We start from the raw sequence: 20780 nt of genomic DNA on the forward strand, positions 1-20780 counted from the left end.
AAGAATTTGTTTTTCTTTAAAGCATTAATTCAACAGCTATGCTCAAAAGATTCATTCTATCAGTGTTCGTTTTTAGTGCCCATTTTGCCATTGCCAAACCAGCCTTACAGCCGGACCGATGGCAGCAGAAAGTCAAGTATGAAATGGATGTCACGATGGATGTTGAGAAAAATATCTATCAAGGAACACAAAAACTATATTATACAAACAACTCGCCTGACACACTCACGAGGGCGTTTTATCACTTGTATTTCAATGCTTTCCAGCCAAATTCTATGATGGACGTGCGATCGCGCACAATCGCAGATCCTGATCGGAGGGTTTTGGACCGGATACAGAAATTGGCCCCCAATGAGATTGGCTACCTCAAAGTCAAATCACTGACGATGAATGGGAAAAAGGTAAAGTATGAGGAAGTAGAAACCATCCTTGAGGTGGATCTTGTCGAACCAATTCTACCTGGTCAAACGGTCGTTTTTGATATGGTTTTCGAAGGCCAGGTGCCCTTGCAGGTACGCCGAGCTGGCAGGGACAACGCAGAGGGAATCCGATACTCCATGTCGCAATGGTATCCAAAAATGTGCGCTTACGACTGGAGAGGATGGCATGCCAATCCCTATGTGGGGCGTGAGTTCTATGGGAATTTTGGGGATTTTGATGTCAAAATTACAATAGACAAGACGTATATTCTTGGCGGTACGGGTTATTTGCAGAATGCAAACCAGATTGGCTATGGATACGAATCGGACGGGGTAACTGTACCGGCGCCAAAGGGAAAAAACCTCACCTGGCATTTTTTCGCACCAAACGTTCATGACTTTATGTGGGCCGCCGATCCAAAATACACGCACGAAAAGGTGAAAATGGAAAACGGACCAATGGTACATTTTCTTTATGTGAAGAGTGAAAAAACGGAGGAAAATTGGGCCAAACTTAAAGGCTACACGGTCGATGCAATCCGCTATATGAGTGACCGTTTTGGCATATATCCCTACGAACAGTTCTCTGTCGTGCAGGGAGGCGATGGCGGCATGGAATATCCTATGTCAACTTTGATCACCGGTCATCGCAATCTGGCGAGCTTGGTAGGAGTGACTGTACACGAATTGATCCATAGCTGGTATTATGGCGTTTTGGGTTTCAATGAGTCTTCGGAACCATGGCTGGATGAGGGTTTTACAACTTGGGGAACAGACGTGGTGATGGATGCGGTTTTCAAAAAATCGACTGGTTTTGTATTGGATGGTAACTATAAATCCTATTTCCGATTGGCGAAAGGTGGGTATGAAGAACCGTTGACAACACATGGTGACCACTACAATCTGAATGCAGCCTATGGTCCAGGGACCTACAGCAAAGGCGCTGTTTTTGTGGAACAATTATCCTATGTGATTGGAAGGGAAAACTTCGACAAAGGGATGAAGAGGCTTTGGAATGAGTGGCAGTTCAAGCATCCCAATGGTAACGACGTCATGCGCGTAATGGAAAAAGTGAGTGGCTTGGAGTTGGATTGGTATTATGATTACTTTATTGCATCTACCAAGACCATTGACTATGGGATAAAGGGCGTAGAGCCTGTCGGGAAGGAAACAAAAATTACTTTCGAAAGAAAGGGGCAAATGCCTATGCCTCTGGATGTTGTAGTGACCTATACAGATGGCACCAAGGAAACGATCTATCTTCCATTGGTGATTCAGAGGGGTGACAAACCCGAGGAGGCTGGGATGCCAAAGAGATCCCAAGTATCTAAATGGGCTTGGACTAATCCTACCCATGAGGTGCAGCTTTCGAAGCCGATAGAGAGTGTTTTGAGCGTGGAGATTGATCCTAGCCTGCGAATGGCGGACGTCAATCGGGAAAACAATAAATTTGAGGTCTTGTCTATCGAAGGCAAAAAGTAAAAAGAAAAACCCTTGGATGATGGCATCCAAGGGTTTGATAACATTAAACAAAGGCATTCTTCCGAATGCCTTTTTATTTGGTTGTTATTTTGTGTTTTTCTTGTCTTGAACCTCAGTACGGATCGCCTGAGCCAAGTTTTTAAGATCCTGCATGCCTTTTCGTACTCTTGTACCGGCAGCTTGATTTTGTTTGTCGTAAAACTTTTCAAAATCAGCTTCCAATCCAAGGACGAGATCTTTTAGTTCACTAAATCTGCTCATAACAAAAGTCAGTTTTTAAAGGTTGATGATAAGTTTATTTGAATGTTCAATATAGCTAAAATGTTTTTAAAACAACAAGCCAAGGCCTTTTTTTGATTTTTTTATTCGCCGATGGACTTTGCAAGTTCGGTATTTCTATAGTATCCTGAAGCCAATTTGTCTTTAACAGCCTCAAACGCAGCTATAGTTTCTTTCACGTCTTCCATAGTATGTACTGCTGTTGGAATAAGCCTTAGGATAATCATACCTTTTGGCACGACGGGGTAAATCACCACTGAGCAGAAAATATTATAATTCTCTCTCATATCTTTACTCAACGAAGCTGCCTCCCCAATTGTCCCGTTTAGCACTACTGGGGTTACAGGTGAGTTTGATTTACCGGTACTGAAACCTTTCTCGTGTAGACCATTTCTCAAAGCATTTACGATTTTCCAAAGGTTGTCCTTCAGTTCCGGTTTTGTTCTAAGCAACTCCAAGCGCTTCAAAGCTCCTTCTACCAATAACATCGGAAGTGATTTGGCGAAAATCTGTGAGCGCATGTTATACTTGAGGAATCGAATCACATTCGCGTCACCTGCGATAAATGCCCCGATGGACGCCATTGATTTTGCAAATGTGGAGAAATAAAGATCGATCTGATCTTGTACGCCTTGCTCTTCACCAGTTCCAGCACCTGTTTTGCCCATAGTTCCGAACCCGTGCGCATCATCTACCAACAATCTAAATTGGAATTTCTCTTTCAGTTTGACGATTTCGGCTAACTTTCCTTGGTCTCCGGTCATTCCAAACACACCCTCGGTGATTACCAAGATTCCACCACCGGTTTCTTCAGCCAGTTTGGTTGCTCTTTGAAGTTGTTTTTCGCAATTCTCTATGTCGTTGTGCGGGAATACATATCTTTTTCCCAGGTGCATGCGCAAGGCATCTATGATACAGGCGTGGCACTCGGAATCGTAAACGACGACATCTTTTCTATCCAAAAGCGAATCAATCACGGACATGATGCCCTGATAGCCATAGTTGAGCAAATAGGAGCTTTCTTTTCCAACGAATTCGGCCAATTCCCTTTCAAGCTGCTCATGAAGATCAGTCTGACCTGACATCATCCTTGCACCCATCGGATAGGCAGCTCCCCATTTTGCAGCTGCATCTGCATCTGCCTTTCTCACTTCAGGATGATTTGCCAATCCGAGGTAATTGTTAAGGCTCCATGTCAGTACTTCTTTTCCTTTGAATCTCATCCTTGGGGCTATTTCCCCTTCAAGTTTCGGGAACATAAAGTATCCCTCTGACATCTCGGAATGTTTGCCCAGTGGGCCCATGTTGACAGTTAATTTTGAGAATAAATCCAAGGTTTGAAGTATTTAGGGTTGTGAAATCAACAAAAGGACATTTGTCCAATAAATCGCGCAAAACTAACACAATTCACCCAACCCTGCAAAATTCCATTTCCAAATCGATTATACTTTCAGCATTCGGGTTAATTTACTTACTTCGCAGGGTCAGTTTTTTTGGTACATAAAACCCAAATATGCGAAAAATCAAAAAATTGCTCGTTGCCAATCGGGGTGAAATCAGCCTCAGAGTCATGCGCACGGCAAAAGAGATGGGGATTTCCACGGTTGCCGTTTACAGTGAGGCAGATAGAAATTCCCCCCATGTAGCCTTTGCGGATGAAGCAGTCCTTTTAGGCCCCGCGCCGTCCAGTCAATCCTATTTGCGCGCAGATAAAATCATCGAAACAGCTCTTAAAATGGGTGTGGATGCCATCCATCCAGGATATGGTTTTCTGTCCGAAAATGCTGATTTCGCAAAGAAAGTAACGGAAGCAGGGATCATTTTTGTGGGACCTTCTCCTGAGTCGATAGAGGTAATGGGCAGCAAACTTGCTGCCAAACAAGCGGTCGCCAGATACGGCATACCCATGGTACCTGGTACTGAAGACGCGATCTCGGACATCCCTGCCGCAAAACATAAGGCTTTTGAAATCGGCTATCCGATACTGATCAAGGCAAGTGCGGGAGGTGGCGGAAAGGGCATGCGCATCGTGAATCAAGAGGAGGAATTTGAGGAACAAATGCTAAGGGCAATTTCCGAGGCACAGTCTGCTTTTGGTGATGGGGCGGTATTTATAGAAAAATACATTACCTCGCCGAGGCATATAGAAATACAAGTCTTGGGAGATCAGCATGGCAATGTCGTCTACTTGTTCGAGAGAGAATGCTCAGTGCAAAGGCGTCACCAAAAGGTGATTGAGGAAGCTCCTTCCGCTGTTGTTTCTCCAAAGATGAGAATGGCAATGGGTGAAGCGGCGGTGCAAGTGGCGAAGGCTTGCGACTATTACGGTGCAGGAACCGTGGAGTTTATCGTCGATGAAAAACTGGATTTTTACTTCTTGGAAATGAATACCCGCCTCCAAGTCGAGCATCCGGTAACCGAGATGATTACGGGCAAGGACTTGGTAAAAGAACAAATCCTGATAGCTGAGGGCTATCCGTTATCCTTTTCCCAAAATGATCTCAAGATTTCTGGGCATTCCATTGAAGTACGCGTGTATGCCGAGGACCCGAAAAACAACTTTCTCCCTGATATCGGAAGACTGAGAACCTATGTACGTCCGCAGGGGCCGGGCATAAGGGTCGACGATGGGTTTGAAGAGGGAATGGATATCCCAATTTATTATGACCCCATGATTGCGAAGCTTATCGTGCATGATGAAAACCGTGAAAAAGCAATCCAGAGAATGATCCGCGCGATTGATGAATACCAAATCACGGGAATAGAGACAACGCTTGACTTTTGCCGATTTGTGTTGGGACATGAGGCTTTTACCTCTGGTGATTTTGACACAAAATTCGTGGAGAAGTATTTCAGACCTGACTTGCTTAAAGTCCATTGGTCAGACTCCGAGAAGGAGCTTCTTGCAGGGTTGGCGGTCGAAATCTTCGAACAATCAAAATCGAAGCTCGTCAGAGTTGGCGCGACGGAATCAAATTCGAGTCCAAGAACGAACTGGAAAAACCGCCTGATCTGATGGCTGAAATCCTTCCAATCAAGGCTTGGAGATACCACGGACGCTTTGCTGAGAACATAGAGGAACTCACCTCTCCGCTATTTGATGTCGTTTCTCACAAGCAAAGGCAGGCCTTGTATGCCAACCCATACAATAGCATCCATCTGTCGGTGCCGCTTGGTGAAAATCCCGGTGCCGCTGCAGTCGAGACACTGGTGGATTGGAAAGCGGAAAAAATAATCACACAAGACGCTGTTCCCGGGATTTATGTTTACTATCAGTATTTTAGATTCCCGGGGGAAGAACAGGAATCCTGCAGGAAAGGCTTTATTGCCCAAATCAAGACCTATGATTGGCATGAACGTGTTGTGCTGCGGCACGAAAACACTATGTCAAAAGCCGTCAATGATCGTTTGGACATTTTGCGCGCAACTGAATTCCAGACGAGCCCCACACATGGGCTTTACGAGGATCCACTTCACGAGTTGGAACCCTATATGGATGACGCGATCTTGGATCCAATTTTCGATATCGAAGATTATCAAGGTGTTAGGGAGGTTTTGGCCGTCATCCATGATGCCTCGTTGATTCGAAAATTCCTGGAAGTGATGGCAAGCAAGCAGATCATCTTGGCAGATGGACATCATCGGTATGAAGGTGCGATTGCATATCGTAAAGAAAAAAAGTCTGAACATGCCCCGCCACTAAGATGGAACGCATATGATTACCACATGATGTATTTCACCAATGCGCTTTCAAAAGATCTAAGGATATTGCCTACTCATCGACTTTTCAGAGACTTCGGCTTAGATGAAGGCGAAATTCTGAAGAGGCTGGAGGCTTTTTTCATTGTGAAAAAACTCAACGATGTCAGCGAGATTTCCGAACTCATTCTTCAAAAGGATTGGGCCTTTGGATTGGTGTTCCCAGAAAATGCCTACAAAATCAGACTCATACCGGAATGCATCGAACAAATGGATATGCAAGTACCTCACCTAGTCAAACGTGTTGATATGACCGTGCTGCATTATTTTTTCGTCGAGAAGGTTCTGGGAATACCGATGGACGCACAACGCTTCATTGAGAAGATTGAGTACGAGCGAAGTTTGATGAAGTGCTTGGCGCAAGTAGAATCCGGAAGGGCCGATTTTGCCGTGGTCGCCAAAGAGGTGAAAATGTCCGAGGTTTTGGATGTTTGCAAAAGCGGCTACACGATGCCCCAGAAATCCACATACTTTTACCCAAAAACATTGTCCGGACTTCTTTTCGGATCGATAAAACAGGAGGAGTTCGATTTTCCATACGAAGCGTTTTTCCATGATCAAACTCGAAGGATATAGACTAATCCTAGCCTCACAGTCACCGCGTCGCCGGGAATTGCTTGCCGGTTTGGGCTTGGATTTTGATGTCAAAGTTAAACCAATCGCCGAGGACTATCCGGAAGAACTTGCCGCGACTGAGGTCGCTGGATTTCTCGCAAAGAAAAAGGCTGAAGCTTATCGGCCTGACATTGGGACAGATGAGATCGTACTTACTTCAGACACAGTGGTGATTTTGGGCGGGAAAATACTCGGCAAACCCGTAGACGCCTTGGAGGCGAAGTCGATGCTGAGGGCGCTTTCCGGAAAATCCCATTTGGTCGTAACGGGCATAAGCTTTACCTCGGCTACTAAGCAAGTGACCGAATCAGATTCGGCAGTGGTCTACTTCAGGGATTTGAGTGAGGGTGAAATCGATTTTTATATCGAAAGTTTCAAACCATTTGACAAAGCTGGAGCCTATGGAATCCAAGAATGGATTGGGTTTATCGGTGTCGAGAAGATCGAGGGTTCTTTTTTCACCGTTATGGGGCTACCATTACATTTGGTCTATCAGGTTTTGAAATCTTGGAATTCTTAGTTCTTAAATTTTCTTTTAGACCTGAAGCGAAATAGTAAACAATTATTTTAAGTCCTAGATCGCATATTTTTGGGCAGCGCTTATCTCCCTAGAAAAAAAATGGGGCTTGGTATCATAACCAAGCCCCATTTTTTCATGAATCGCAATTGCTATTTTTTCACAGGTGGAGTAGGGGTTTCCAATTTTTTGACTGGATCGCCTTCCTTCAGTTCCTTGCTGACCACGAAGTATGGACCCGAGATGATTTCCTGACCTTCGGTCAATCCTTCGAGTACTTCTATATTGTCAAAGTCCGAGATTCCCGTTTTGATATTTTGGATTTTGGCCTTGCCATCTTCAATTAGGAAAACAAGCTCTTGAGCTTTGGCACTTGCATCCTTGATGGTCGTATCGGGCCTTGTCGTCACTGCACCGAGTGGAACGGATAGGACATTGTCTTTCTTCTGTGTGATGATTTCCACTGTTGCAGTCATGCCCGGCCTGAAAGGATACTTATTCCTTTCAGTGACCAACTCCGCATACGAGTCGTTGATGATCCTGATTTTTACTTCAAATTCGGTGACCGCATCAGCGCTTGCCTTGGTGTTTGCGGAATTCGCAATGGACGTTACGACTCCTTTGAATTTCTTTCCGGTAGCGGAGTAAGAATCCACGTCGATGATCGTGGTATCACCCATGCTGATCCTTACGATGTCATTTTCATTGACATTTACACGGACTTCCATGCGGGTCAAGTCAGCCAACCTCAGCATCTCGGTACCTGCCATTTGCTGCGTTCCAACCACCCTTTCACCTTTTTCGACGAGGAGTTTGGAAACGATGCCGTTGACAGGTGAATATACATTGGTCAGGCGGAGGTTTTCAGCAGCTTCAGACACGGTAGCCTGTGAGCTTTTCACAATGTATTCAGCTGCAATCACTTGTTGTTTAGCAGCGTCAAGGTCGTTGGAGGAGGTGAAGAACGTTGCTTGGAATTGTTCCCAATCTGCATCCGAAATGACCTTGTCTTTGTAGAGCTTTTCGTTTCTCCTGAACTCAAGTTCGGCACGGGTATACTGCGCCTCCGCTCTTTTGAGGTTCGCACGGGCCTGGGCGAGATTTGCCTGGTTTTGGTTCAGGTTTGCCCGAGCTCTGTCCAAGGCTGAGATAAAATTGTCAGGACGGATCTTGACCAAAAGGTCGCCAACTTTGACAGAGTCGCCATCGATCACGTTGAGTTCGATGATCTCACCCGCCACATCCGGGCTGAGCTTCACTTCGATTTCCGGCTCGACGACGCCGGAAGCACTTACTTTTTCAATAATTGATTTTTTGGAAGCGGTCGCGATCTCGACACTCGTTTCCTTTTTGCCGCCAAACCAGCCGGCGGACCTACCGATAATTGCCAATAGGATCACACCTACAAGGACCCCAAGGAGTATATAAATCAGCTTATTGTTTGATTTTTTCTTTGCCATAAAGCGATAAGTTGGTTAAAGTTCAAGAGGATTTCCGAGGTAAAAATCAAGGACTTTTGCCCTGAATATGTATGTGTACTTGGCTGCGACAAGGTCAGCCTGCGCGTTGAAGTAATTGTTTTGAGCCAATTGAAAATCAGCGAAGTTGATGGCACCCGCATCGAATCGCTGCTGCGCAATCCTGAACGCTTCGCCGAGCGATTCAACCCGAATAATCGAAGCGCGGTAGGACTGTTTTGCCGCATTGGCCTGGGTAAGGGCGGTTTCGATATCCTGCCTTAGCTGCAAGTTCGTTTCAAACTCCTGGATTTCGCTGAGTCGTTTTTGAAGACGTGCACGTTGCAAGTTGGCTTTGTTTCTGAGGTTATTGAGGATTGGGATATTTAGCTGGATCGTTCCAGAGTAGGAGAAGTTATTTTGGATTTGGGTCCAAAAGATATCGCGTTGGCCCATGAAATATTGGTCAACGTAGTTGGAAAACGAACTACCGCCAATACCTAAAGTTGGTAGAAAAACGCCATTCGCGACCTTGATGCCGTAATCGGCACTTTTCACGCCAAGCGATGCGGCTTTGGTTTGGGGCATGATTTCCTTTGAAACCGAGTAAATTTGGTATGGATCGGTCATTGCCAACACGTATTCTTCAGCATCTAAATCAGGGGTGAAAACATCGAAATCCTCAGTAAGGATATTAGGCAAAACCAAAGCTTGTATCAGATTCAATTTCGCCAGCTGAAGTGTGTTGGTAGCGTTGATTACTTCCAGTTCGTTGGTTGCCATTTGTGCCTGCAAGTCAAGCTTATTGGCCAAAGGCAAAGCACCTGCATCGACTCTTTTTGAGGTGTTTTCGTATTGTTCTTTCGTACTGATGAGCTGGTTTTGGGCAATCTTGAGCTGTTCTTTGGCAAAAACCACATTGATAAACAGATTGACTACGTTGAGCGTAATGTTGTTTTTCGTGGTTTCCACATTGTATGTCTGCAGCTCGATGTTTGTCTTGGCCTGCTCGACAGAGTTGTGGATTTGTCTTCCCGCAAAGACGGTAAGGTTAGAAGAGGAAAACAAGTTGACGTTTCCGATCCGGTTATTTTCGAATAGGTTGGTCACTGGGTTGATGGAACGACCCCAACGGTAGCCCGTATTTGCGCCCATGTTGAACGTTGGGATTCTTTGACCGTTTGCAGCCATGAGGTCTACCTCTGACCTTGACAGTTCAACCCTGCTGCGTAACAGCGTTAAGTTGTTTTCGAGTGCTAATCGGATACATGTTTCCAGATCCGTCTGGTTCCAGGATTGACCTGGTGTTGATTGTGCGTAGGTAAAGTAGAAGCTACTACAAAAAACAATAGTGGTTAGAATTCTTTTAATCATGTAGTTAAATATCAATATCTGGTATATAAATCAACTCTTTAATCCAAGTGAGACTTCTTAAATAAGCTATTGTGGTTTCCCTGATTCCGCTGTCCATCTCGATCACGTGGCAGGCTAGATCATTTTTGCCTTTTCGCGACACAGACATTGTAGCGATGTTTGTCTTTTCCTGTGCAATTACCGAAGAAATAAAGGCGATGGCTCCGGAAATGTCGTCAGCTTTGATGATCAGCGTGTGGGACTGGGCGGAGAAATTCGCATTGAATCCATCCACGGCCGCGATGTTGATTACCCCGCCGCCGAGGCTTTCGCCAATCACTTCAATCTCTCGATCACCTTTTTTCAAATTCAATTTGATGGTATTGGGATGATAAATAGATGCGTTACCAACTGATTTGAACGTGTATTGAAGTCCATTTGCGGCCGCAAAATCAAAGGCTGTCCTGATACGTTCATCGTCGGTGTTGAAATCCAATAAGCCACCAATGATCGCTCTGTCACTTCCGTGGCCCTCATATGTTCTGGCGAAAGAATTATAAAACGTGATCGTCGCGCTATCTGGACGACCCCCTAAAATCTTTATTGCAGCCCGAGCGATTCGTACTACGCCCGCAGTATGGGAGGAAGATGGCCCAATCATCACTGGCCCGATCATATCAAAAATGCTGCTTTTGGTTCCCATGCTGTCCTGATGAGGCAATTAACGTGCTAATGTAATAAGTTTGGTAGAGATGGGAGGGATAAAACTTGAGAAGCGCAGATAATTTGAGATAAATCAGGCTTTCTTTAACTATTTTTAGCATGCAAAAAGAAAACAAACGATGCTTTTGACCGAAAATGAACACTACTACGACCGATTTTGAGACAATTTTTATTCAGAAACATGATTCTAGGAAATGGGAAATAGGTGATGGCATGGCGATTAATCGTGGGTTTCTCTTTGGGGACGGCATTTTTGAAACCATGGTGCTAAAAAACCAAAAAATAAGGTTTTCCGATTTTCACAAAAGTCGCGTTGAAGAGGGTTGTGGTGTGCTTGGGTTGGAATCCTCGACACTGTCAACTTTAGAGGAAATTGAAGAAGCGGTACTGAAAATGGCTTCAAATAACCAGCCACTGAGAATTCGGTGGAATGTATTTCGGGCCGGTCTTGGGAAATACACGCCAGAAACAGACCGGATTGGTGAAAACCTTCTCATCCAAAGTTTTCATCCCGCAGTTTCGATAAAGCAACACGCCTACTTTAGTAAAGCGTATTTTGTTCCGCAAACGCCCTGGAGCCATTGTAAGACGCTCAACGCGCTGCCCTACGTCCTAGCCAACCGACAGCGGAAGCAACTCGGGAAAGACGAAGTGATTCTGTTAAATTCCGATGGGTACATTTCCGAAGCAGGCGCGGCGAATATATTTTGGGAGAAGACTGGGAGGTTTTATACGCCTTCGCTGGAATGTTCTTGTATCGCTGGAGTCGGGAGAAATGCGATTTTAAACCACTTTCAAAAAAACAGTATTCCCCTCGCAGAGGGAAAATTCAAACCAGAAGAACTAATGAGCGCTGACAGGGTTTTCGTCAGCAATGTCACGGGAATCAGTTATATCCAAGAAATCGACGGAAAGAGATTTGACATTTCCAGAATCGATCAATTGGACCAATTATTTCATTGAAAAACAGGTATTTGAAACCAATTTTTTAAACTGCCACTTCAGCCTTGATGTGGGGATGTGGATCATAGTTTAGCAGTTCGAAATCCTCGAATCTGAATCCGAAAATATCCTTCACTTCAGGGTTGATTTTCATTGTCGGCAAAGGCCTAAGTTCTCTGCTAAGCTGTAACCTAGCTTGTTCCAAGTGATTGCTGTAGAGGTGTGCATCCCCAAAGGTGTGTACAAAATCTCCTGGCTCCAATCCACATACCTGAGCGACCATCATTGTAAACAAGGCGTATGATGCGATGTTAAATGGCACTCCCAAGAAGACATCGGCGCTTCGCTGGTACAATTGGCAGGAAAGTTTTCCTTCAGCTACATAAAATTGGAACAGGGTGTGGCAGGGGGGAAGCGCCATTTGGTCTACATCCGCCACGTTCCAAGCCGAAACGATATGCCTTCTGCTGTCAGGTTTGGTTTTGATTTGATGGATGAGGTTTTTGATTTGGTCGATTTCGCCGCCCTTTCCATCAGGCCAATGTCGCCACTGATAGCCATATACCGGACCCAAATTTCCATTCTCATCTGCCCACTCGTCCCAAATGCTCACTTTATTTTCTTTGAGGTATTGGATATTGCTTTCGCCCTTCAAAAACCAAAGCAGTTCATGGATGATGGAGCGTAAGTGTAGCTTTTTGGTAGTGACCAAAGGAAAGCCCTCAGTAAGGTCAAAACGCATTTGATAGCCAAATACGCTGATAGTACCTGTACCTGTACGGTCTTCCTTTTTGACGCCATTGTCCAAAATATGCTGCATCAAATCATGATACTGTTTCATAAGGGAGAGGGATTTGTGTGGGCAAGATAGGAAGAGTCTTGTTTTCCTGAAAACAAAGCACCTGAATTGTGGAAAAATCAGTCGCAAAATCCACCCAAACCCAAATGATACGAAAACAATATTTGTCCTACGCTGTATATCTTAGCGAACATGAACTTTCAAAGAAAACAGGCGATTTTCAACCTACTAATGGGGCTATTTGTCACCGTTTTGATATTGATTTTTCGGCCTGAGCCAAAGTTTGATTACGATTTCGAGAATTTTTTCAGTCAGGATAACGATGAACTCAAGTTTTACCAGGATTTCAGAAACACCTTTGAAAATGACAATGACTATTTATTGCTGGCATTAGGGAATAGACCGGATATTTTTGACAGCCTTTTTTTGGACAAAGCATTTCGGATACAAATGATGCTCGATACTTTGACCGGGGTGGAGGAGACAATTTCTATATTGACCGTCGATGAACCAGTTATCAGTCCTTTTGGGGTGCGTTTTCGGAAAGTCTTGGATTGGTCATCGAATTCAGCGTTGGCCAATTCGAAATCAAAAATTGCCCAAGATCAGAATCTGGCGGGTAATTTCTTTAGTGAATCTGCTGAATTTCTTCTAATTCAAATCAAGAATAAACAAAGGATTTCCAAGGAGGAAGGAGACATCTTGTACGGTAAGATTCTTGAAGTTCTTGAAAAATCAGGGATTGAATCATTTCACATCGCGGGAAAAATTAGGGCTCAAGGGGAATTTGTGACACTGATGCAAAATGAGTTTGGGTTTTTCTTGGGATTGTCTTTCCTGCTGATTGCCTTTGTCTTATGGCTGCTTTTCAGAGTTTGGTGGTCGGTGGTGGTTCCCTTGCTCGTATTGGCAATCGGAATAATCTGGTCAATTGCCATCCAATTATGGGCGGGCAAGGCGCTGGATTTGATGTCGGTCATGTTGCCGACAATCCTCGCTATTGTAGGTTTGGCGGCCATGATCCATTTCATGAACAAATACCGGGCACTGGTTAAGGAAGGATTGGATAAGGAGGCAGCGATCCAAAAAGCATATTCTCAACTTGTCTTCCCGGTTTTTTTAACCTCGTTGACTACCTCGCTTGGATTTTTCACGCTGTATTTCACGGATGTTCCCGTCTTGAAATTTTTCGGATTGTTTACTGCACTTGGTGTGATACTTATGATGCTAGCTGTGATTGGGTTAAGTCCGGGCTTATTTTACCTTTTTCCGAGATTCAAGACTAAGGAAGGTATTGCCGAAACAGACCGCTGGGAGCCATTTCTTAGACTCAGCTTTATGGGTGTCATTCGATATCAAAGAAACATTGCACTATTCTTTCTGATTGCAACCTTAGGTTCAATGTATCTTTCCAATCAATTGAAAATCAATGGTTTTATATTGGATAGTCTTCCTCAGGACAGTGAACTTTCGCGAGAGTTTAAGTTTTTCGATGATGAGTTTGGTGGTTCAAAACCAATTGAAATCCACCTGCAAGTTGGTGCGCTAAAAGACAACGTTTTTGATCGGGATGTACTGCTTGAAATTGAAAAAATCGAGGGTTTTGCGATGGAGCATTTTGGTGCTTCAAGTGTGGTTTCGCCCGTATCTGTCGCCAAGTTTTTGAATAAAGCCCAAAATGGAGGAAACGACAAGGCCTTTGTACTGCCGAGCCCGGGTCAACTTGAGCGAATGAGGCCGCTGATTCAAAAATGGGACGAAAACAGCCCAGTGAAGGTATTTTCCCCGGATCAAAAGCAAGGTAGGATTTCGGGAAGATCGCCTGATTTTGGGAGCTATAGGTCTGAAAAGGACAAGGTCAAATTTGAAGAATTCATTAAAAAAGAAATCAATCAGGATTTATTGCGGGTAAGGTTGACGGGTACTTCTCACCTGATTGACATCAGTCATCAAAATGTGTCAGTGCAGTTGGCAAAGGGGATCGGGATTGCTTTTTTGGTGGTGGCTGTGTTCGTTGGATTCTTGTTCCGGTCATGGCTTTTGCCGATTTTGGTTTTGATTCCAAATGTGATTCCGCTTTTTTGGGTTGCCGGGGTCATGTGGATGATTGGAGCAGAGTTGAGCTTGAGCACAGCGATAGTTTTTACGGTTGCTTTCGGGATAGCGGTCGATGATACGATTCATTTCATGTCCAAACTCCAGTACGAGTACCAGCAGGGGAAACCTTGGCTCTATGCCATCAAGCGGACCTACCTTGAAACGGGAAAGTCCATCGTACTTAGCTCGTTGGTTTTGATTTCGGGCTTTGGGATTTTGGTTTTCAGCCAGTTTGGAGTGACTTTTTATGTCGGATTGCTCATCAGCTCGGCGTTATTTTTTGCGCTGATTGCGGACATGGTGTTGTTGCCGGTTTTGATGGTTTTTTATCACAAAGTAGAAAAATCGAGGTTAATCTTTTGATTTGGCAATCGTATCCTCGTCGAGTTCAAACACGGCTGATATAGGATAGTGGTCTGAATAATCCACTTCCGAATGGGTTTCAAAATTTTTGATTTTCAATGATTTATCATGGAAAATATTATCAATTCGGAGGAAAAAAAGCACTTTGTTGTACGTGAACCCAAAGCCGCGGCCAGCCATTTCGAAGGCATTGTCCATGATGCTTCGCAGTGACATGTACGTGTAGCTGTATGGTACATCATTGAAATCGCCTACAAGAATGTTACGGTAGGGGCTATTCTCCATGTGTTCGAACAATGTCTTGAGTTGCGAGGCGCGGGATACCTGCCCCCGCTTGAGTTTTCCAAGCGTTTTTCTATAGTGTTCCTTTATACCCTCGATGTTGTCCAATTCGGCAGAGGGAATATTCATTGATTCCAAATGCACGTTGTAGATGCGGATCGTGTCCTTGTTTACTTTGACGTCGGCAAAAATGATCCCGTTGGTTGTTCTCGAATCCAAGACTACGCCGTCATTTACGATAGGATAGCGGCTAAAAATGGCCATACCGTAGGTTGCCTTTTTGGGGTTGCCTTGGATGATTTGGTAGGAATGGCCGTACCCCTTTTCGGTACCCAATTGCTTGATGGCGTTTCTTGACGGGGTGGTAGGGTCTTGGTAGAACTCTTGGAAACATTTGATATCCGAATCGTTTTCCTTGAGCCATTGCAGGATATTCTGCGAATTTTCAGCCTTTCCGTCACGACTGTAACTGAACAAATGCACGTTATATGACAAAACAGAAAGGCCTTCTTTGTCGGGATTATTTTGGCGGATCTGATAGGTCATCCCGACGTATTTCCACCCAAAAATGATCGCAAGGAGCGGAAGAATGGCGAGTTTTCTTCTGGCCAAAATCAATCCTACCAGCAGTATCAAATTGATGACGAGCAAAACGGGAATCGTAAGTGCTACCAATCCGACGTATGGGAAATAAAGCGGGGAAATGTAAACGCTAAAAAATAGGGCAAGCGATACCAGAAAAAAGAATACGGTGAAAAACCTGAGCATGGATGGTGAAAGGATTGGCGGCGAAAATTATTCGTAAAACGATCACCATCCAAATACTTTTTGCAAGCCAATTATTTTTGACCTGCAAAAAGCACATGTCCTCAATCAATTGCCCTCCGTAAGCTTGGGTCGGGGATCATTTTGATTTGATCAAGATCAACTCTTCTTGTGGTTTCATCAAATACCTGGCACCGTCTTTTGTCACAACGGCCGTCTCTTCGACAGACATGGTTTTGGTCCCGCCTTGTGGGAGTTTCCAGGCATGAAATCCATCAAAGGCAAACAACATTCCTTCCTTCAGCGGCTTGACTGATGCGGGTCTTACGGAAGGGTCGGGTAGGAGTCCTCCGCCGAGGTTTGGTCCGATATCATGCGCCACATAGCCGACCGGGTGTCCGGTGCTCCACATTACAGGTTCAGAGCCTCTTTCCGCCATCCAGTCTCTTTGTGCCTTGTCGACTTGATAACCAAGAACGCCTGGCTTCATCGCGGCAAGCGCTTTCCTGTTACCACCTATGGAAGACTCAAAATAGAATTGCACAGAATCCGGCGCTTTGGTTTCTCCTTCGCGCAATACGTAGGCGAAGCGCTGGATATCGGAAACCCACATGTCGTAAACCTTGATACCGAAATCAATCTGGATAACATCACCCGGCATGATGACTTTGTCGGTCGCGTGGGAGTGACCTCGATCGGGTCCAGAGTTTACATTGGGATTCTGGTCTGGGTGCCAAGCGTCCGTGACACCATATTCTTCCATTTTTTTCTTTAGGAACTTCCCGATATCAGCATCCGTGCTTGTTCCGGGAATGACCGATTCGTAGGCTTCCACTTGCCATCGCGCGGTTAACTCGGCTGCTTTTGTCATGATTTCCACTTCAGCAGGCAACTTCACGCTGAGCCATTCATAGACCAATTGATCGGAGGAAATGAGCTTTGAAGCATCTTCTCCAAGTGCCTCTTCCAATGTTTTTCTTTGTGTATAGCTCAAGCCATCGGCCAGTTCATTTTCAAAAGATGAATTCACTGCAATGGTTTTGAATCCTTTTGATTTGATAAAAGGCATCGCTTCTAAAACGGCTGATTTTCCACGCTCGACCGGAATCACCTCGTCGTGGATTTTCAGGTCCGCAAGCGCAGTGGATTCTCCAATGGGAGAAAATGCGACAGATTTGACATTTTCTCCGTCCAGATAAAAGAGAAATAGTGCCGTGCCGCCAGCATTCTCACCTCCTATGTGGTGGGCAATGGGGTCGTTGTTGTTTTCCCGACAAATGATAACCCACGCATCTACTGATGCTGCTTTCATTGCCTCTGGGAGCAATTTTTGGATTCTCTCTTTTCTGATTTCTGGCCATGGGCTCGGTCCGGAAAATGGATTTTCAAAGGATGGTTTGATCGCTTCGTTTTTGCATCCGGCAAGTGTAGCGATCATGAGAAGAAGTGCGGCAATCTTCTTAATGGAGTGCATGGCTCTTTTAGTTGATGTAATTTTTATGGAAGTGCCAAAATAGGGTTTTGTGGAAGAAAATGAAAAGGCAGATTGCGGTATCCAATCAAATTATGCTTAACGAATTGACAATCAATTTGCTGAATACTCATTTGGTTTGATTTGATGTGCTTTGAAAAATCCCTAAGGTGCCATAACGAGGCAAAAGGCCTTACATTTGGTTTTGTTCTTGAAAAATTATTTATCTTCGGATATCAAAAAACCACTCAAAAATGAAAAAAAATATCCTATTACTGGCATTTCTCGCTGCCGGCACGCTTTTGATCTCCTCCTGCGGGGGCGAGAAATCTTCGGAATCCACCTCCGCTGAATCAACCGAAGCGGGCGCTGAGGAGGCAAAACCCGAGGCCGAACAGCGCCCAAGCCCCTTGAGATCGCTGCAAGGAACAATTGGAGCGGCAACCGTTGCCATTCAATATGGAGCGCCTTCTGTTAAGGGACGAGTAATTTGGGGGGATTTGGTACCCTACAATGAGGTTTGGAGAACCGGCGCCAACGAAGCGACCTATGTTGACCTCAGTGCTGATGTAACCGTAGAGGGACAGCCGTTGAAGGCGGGTAGATATTCCCTTTTCACGATTCCAAAATCATCGGGTAAGTGGACGGTAATATTCAATTCTGAATGGGACTTGGAGCATGGACATTTCCAATACAAGCAAGAAAACGATGTGCTGAGGGTAGAATCCACGCCAGAATGGGTGAATGACAGCCAAGAACAGCTTACAATCGCGATCGAGTCTCCAGGTATTGTAGTGCGTTGGGAAAAGCTCAAGCTTCCGATCGCCATTCAATAATGTGAATTGATTTAAAAGCCCTGAATTCCACGATTGGAATTCGGGGCTTTTTATTAGTGCCCACTCTCGAGCCTGGGAAACATTTCTTTCAAGATTTGATTGGTTTCAAAACTTATGACACGAACCGTTTGAATTGATTCGGAAAAGGTTTTCAGTTCCAATCCTAATTTCAAGCAGCCGACTTCCTCCTCCCATCAACAATATGCGATACCTTGGATTCCTTGTCAGTCTTTTCGTCTCGATCCTTCTTGGGGTAATTTTGAATATGCAGATTGGGTCAGTCCCGCCCATTGGGAAATTGTTGGACCCGAACCATGGTTTTTGGCAAAACTGCTACAGCGAAGATCGCCTTGCCCAGGAATTCGTGAGTTTACAGGGGCTTTCCGCTCCCGTGAAGGTTGTTTATGATGAGCACTTAGTACCGCATATTTTTGCTCAAAATGAAAGTGACCTTTATCGGACGCAGGGGTATGTCACTGCCCAACATCGTCTTTGGCAAATGGAATTCCAAACTATGGCCGCGGCCGGCAGGATTTCAGAGATTGTGGGACCAATTGCATTGGAGCTGGATCGGATGACTCGAAGAAAAGGCTTAGCCTACAGTGCCGAGCAAGCCGAGAAATTCATCCAAAAGGAACATCCTGAGACTTATCGTTTGATGGAGGCTTATGCGGACGGCGTTAATCAATACATTGCGCAACTTTCGAAAGCCCGCACTCCACTGGAGTACAAGATTCTCAATTATGAACCAGAGCAATGGAGCGTCTACAAATCGGCACTTCTCTTGAAATATATGGCGGACATGTTGGTTGGAGACAAAGATTTGGATTACACAAACACAAGGAAATTGATAGGTCAAGAATGGTTTGCGAAGCTCTTTCCTGAATTTCCAGCCGAAAACGATCCGGTAATCGAAAAAGAGCGTGTTTGGGATTTCCAGGCAATTCAAGTACCCCTTCCAGAAGGCATCAATTATCCTGACAGCTTGATCGTCCAAGAACCACTTCCCAATCCGGAAGATGGCGTGGGATCAAACAATTGGGCGGTTTCCGGAAAAAAAACCAAGAGTGGCAATCCTATTTTGGCAAATGATCCACACCTGAGCTTAAATCTTCCCTCGCTTTGGTATGCGATGCAACTTTCCACGCCGGATTATTCCGCCAAAGGAGCTACACTTCCAGGGGCACTCGGGATCATTTCGGGATTCAACGAGCATATTGCTTGGGGAGTCACAAATGCCACGCGCGACCTTAGGGACTGGTACTCCATCAAATTTAAGGATTTAAGTAGAAAAGAGTATTTCTATAACAATCAATGGATTCCGACGACCTTTAGGGTAGAGGAAATAAAGGTGAAAGGCCAAGAAATCTACTATGACACAGTAGCCTATACCCACCATGGGCCTGTGGTTTTTGATAGGTCCTTCAGGAATGAACGCCAAGATGTCAACTTTTCACTCAAGTGGACTGCACATATGGAATCCAATGAGCAACAGACTTTCCTCTCGCTCAACAAGGGAAAGAACCACGCAGATTACCTTGAGGCCTTGGATTTTTACACTTCACCAGCGCAGAATTTTGTATTTGCTTCCCGTGAAGGAGACATTGCCATGAAAGTGCAAGGAAGGTTTCCTTTGAAATGGAAGGGACAGGGTAAGTTCTTGATGGATGGATCAGACCCGAGATATGAGTGGTCCGGCTTCATTCCTTTTGAGCAAAACCCATCGACATTGAATCCTGAGCGTGGATTTGTTTCCTCTGCCAATCAGCACTCGGTGGATCAATCCTATCCCTACTACATTTTTGACAACAGTTTCGAGCATTACAGAAATCGGCGCCTTAATGCAAAACTGTATGAAATGTCCGGCATCACGCTCGATGATATGAAAAGCCTGCAATTTGACAACTTTCACCTACATGCAGCAGAAGCCTTGCCAATCATGTTGGGTCTGATGGATTCTGTATCCATTTCCAACCCAAATGCAGAAAAATTCCTTTCAAAACTGAGGTCGTGGAATTACAATACCTTCCCGAACCAAGAGGAGCCAACGCTTTTTCAAAGTTGGTGGAAGCACTTGTATGACGGGATTTGGGGAAAATGGAGGAAGGAAAAATTGCCAGTCGTGTTGCCAAATAAATACGAAACCACACGATTGCTTCGGGATGAGCCAGTTTCAACAGTTTTGGATGATCCAAAAACCGAAGAAATTGAAACCGCTCAAATATTGGTTGAGGAGAGTTTTGGGAAGATGGTGGCGGAAATTGAAAAATGGGATGCCGAAAACGGAGATTATACTTGGGCAAATTACAAGGGAACTTCGATCAACCATCTGGTACCGACATTCAAATCCTTCAGTTACGACAAAGTGTACACTGGGGGCGGCGCGGGAATTCTAAACGCCACGAGCGAGCGCAACGGTGCAAGTTGGCGCATGGTAGTTGAGCTTGGCGATGAAGTAAAGGCTTTTGGGATCTATCCAGGCGGACAATCCGGAAATCCTGGCAGTAAATTTTACGACAATTTCATCAAAAGGTGGGCGAATGGGGAATATTTGAACTTTGACCTCCGCAAGGCTGACGATTTGGAAGGAGTTCTATTTGAAACCGAATTAAGAAACTGAT

The 20780-nt window shown here is 44.9% G+C and carries 16 protein-coding genes; 8 read left to right on the forward strand and 8 right to left on the reverse strand.

Going from position 1 to position 20780, the window contains the following annotated elements:
* Positions 1-38: 38 nt before the first annotated feature.
* Complete coding sequence (locus tag L0U89_RS16030; protein ID WP_234862440.1) at positions 39-1901, forward strand: M1 family metallopeptidase; 1863 nt, start codon at positions 39-41, stop codon at positions 1899-1901.
* A gap of 84 nt (positions 1902-1985) precedes the next feature.
* Here L0U89_RS16030 and L0U89_RS16035 read toward each other — a convergent pair whose 3' ends face one another.
* Together L0U89_RS16035 and L0U89_RS16040 are read right to left on the reverse strand one after the other, a co-directional pair.
* Entirely contained in the window at positions 1986-2162 is a 177-nt protein-coding gene (locus L0U89_RS16035) for a BF3379 family histone-like protein (RefSeq protein WP_008628702.1), read from the reverse strand.
* 101 nt (positions 2163-2263) lie between these two features.
* Positions 2264-3514 carry an aminotransferase class I/II-fold pyridoxal phosphate-dependent enzyme gene (locus tag L0U89_RS16040; protein WP_234862441.1) on the reverse strand — a complete coding sequence of 417 codons (1251 nt, stop codon included), beginning with the start codon at positions 3512-3514 and terminating at the stop codon, positions 2264-2266.
* 179 nt (positions 3515-3693) lie between these two features.
* Here L0U89_RS16040 and L0U89_RS16045 point away from each other — a divergent pair, with 179 nt between their 5' ends.
* From L0U89_RS16045 to L0U89_RS16055, 3 genes are read left to right on the forward strand one after another with little or no spacing between them, the layout of a single operon-like run.
* On the forward strand, positions 3694-5196 hold the full coding sequence (locus L0U89_RS16045) for an acetyl-CoA carboxylase biotin carboxylase subunit (protein WP_234862442.1): 1503 nt from the start codon (positions 3694-3696) through the stop codon (positions 5194-5196).
* Complete coding sequence (locus tag L0U89_RS16050; RefSeq protein ID WP_234862443.1) at positions 5196-6515, forward strand: DUF1015 domain-containing protein; 1320 nt, start codon at positions 5196-5198, stop codon at positions 6513-6515. The genes L0U89_RS16045 and L0U89_RS16050 overlap by 1 nt, the downstream gene beginning before the upstream one ends.
* Positions 6493-7074, forward strand: coding sequence for a Maf family nucleotide pyrophosphatase (locus tag L0U89_RS16055; RefSeq protein ID WP_234862444.1), 582 nt, complete (start codon positions 6493-6495; stop codon positions 7072-7074). Before L0U89_RS16050 ends, L0U89_RS16055 begins: the two co-directional genes overlap by 23 nt.
* Before the next feature lie 149 nt (positions 7075-7223).
* Here L0U89_RS16055 and L0U89_RS16060 read toward each other — a convergent pair whose 3' ends face one another.
* From L0U89_RS16060 to sdaAB, 3 genes are read right to left on the reverse strand one after another with little or no spacing between them, the layout of a single operon-like run.
* Positions 7224-8531 (reverse strand): efflux RND transporter periplasmic adaptor subunit, encoded by a 1308-nt coding sequence (locus L0U89_RS16060; protein WP_234862445.1) that lies wholly within the window; start codon positions 8529-8531, stop codon positions 7224-7226.
* A 15-nt stretch (positions 8532-8546) separates the two neighbouring features.
* Complete coding sequence (locus L0U89_RS16065) at positions 8547-9902, reverse strand: TolC family protein (RefSeq protein WP_234862446.1); 1356 nt, start codon at positions 9900-9902, stop codon at positions 8547-8549.
* Between the two features lie 4 nt (positions 9903-9906).
* A complete protein-coding gene (sdaAB, locus tag L0U89_RS16070) occupies positions 9907-10584 on the reverse strand; it encodes an L-serine ammonia-lyase, iron-sulfur-dependent subunit beta (protein WP_008628716.1) in 678 nt (225 codons plus the stop codon).
* A 233-nt stretch (positions 10585-10817) separates the two neighbouring features.
* On the opposite strand from sdaAB, the gene L0U89_RS16075 reads away from it, so the two are divergent.
* Positions 10818-11567: an aminotransferase class IV gene (locus tag L0U89_RS16075; RefSeq protein WP_234862447.1), complete on the forward strand. Its 750-nt coding sequence runs from the start codon at positions 10818-10820 to the stop codon at positions 11565-11567.
* Positions 11568-11592: 25 nt separating this feature from the next.
* On the opposite strand, the gene L0U89_RS16080 is transcribed toward L0U89_RS16075, so the two are convergent.
* Positions 11593-12387 carry a thymidylate synthase gene (locus L0U89_RS16080; RefSeq protein WP_234862448.1) on the reverse strand — a complete coding sequence of 265 codons (795 nt, stop codon included), beginning with the start codon at positions 12385-12387 and terminating at the stop codon, positions 11593-11595.
* A gap of 150 nt (positions 12388-12537) precedes the next feature.
* Between L0U89_RS16080 and L0U89_RS16085 the strand changes: the two genes are divergently transcribed.
* Entirely contained in the window at positions 12538-14805 is a 2268-nt protein-coding gene (locus tag L0U89_RS16085; protein ID WP_234862449.1) for an efflux RND transporter permease subunit, read from the forward strand.
* Here L0U89_RS16085 and L0U89_RS16090 read toward each other — a convergent pair.
* Positions 14794-15855: an endonuclease/exonuclease/phosphatase family protein gene (locus L0U89_RS16090; protein ID WP_234862450.1), complete on the reverse strand. Its 1062-nt coding sequence runs from the start codon at positions 15853-15855 to the stop codon at positions 14794-14796. The genes L0U89_RS16085 and L0U89_RS16090 overlap by 12 nt on opposite strands.
* A 136-nt stretch (positions 15856-15991) precedes the next feature.
* The gene (locus tag L0U89_RS16095) at positions 15992-17326 is read right to left on the reverse strand and encodes a M24 family metallopeptidase (protein WP_234862451.1); all 1335 of its coding nucleotides are present in this window, start codon (positions 17324-17326) and stop codon (positions 15992-15994) included.
* Positions 17327-17577: 251 nt separating this feature from the next.
* On the opposite strand from L0U89_RS16095, the gene L0U89_RS16100 reads away from it, so the two are divergent.
* Positions 17578-18159: a DUF2911 domain-containing protein gene (locus tag L0U89_RS16100; RefSeq protein WP_008628738.1), complete on the forward strand. Its 582-nt coding sequence runs from the start codon at positions 17578-17580 to the stop codon at positions 18157-18159.
* A 202-nt stretch (positions 18160-18361) separates the two neighbouring features.
* Positions 18362-20779, forward strand: a complete 2418-nt coding sequence (locus L0U89_RS16105; protein WP_234862452.1) for a penicillin acylase family protein — start codon at positions 18362-18364, stop codon at positions 20777-20779.
* Position 20780 lies beyond the last annotated feature (1 nt).

It is taken from the genome of Mariniradius sediminis, from assembly GCF_021491425.1.
Taxonomy (GTDB): Bacteria; Bacteroidota; Bacteroidia; order Cytophagales; family Cyclobacteriaceae; genus Mariniradius; species Mariniradius saccharolyticus.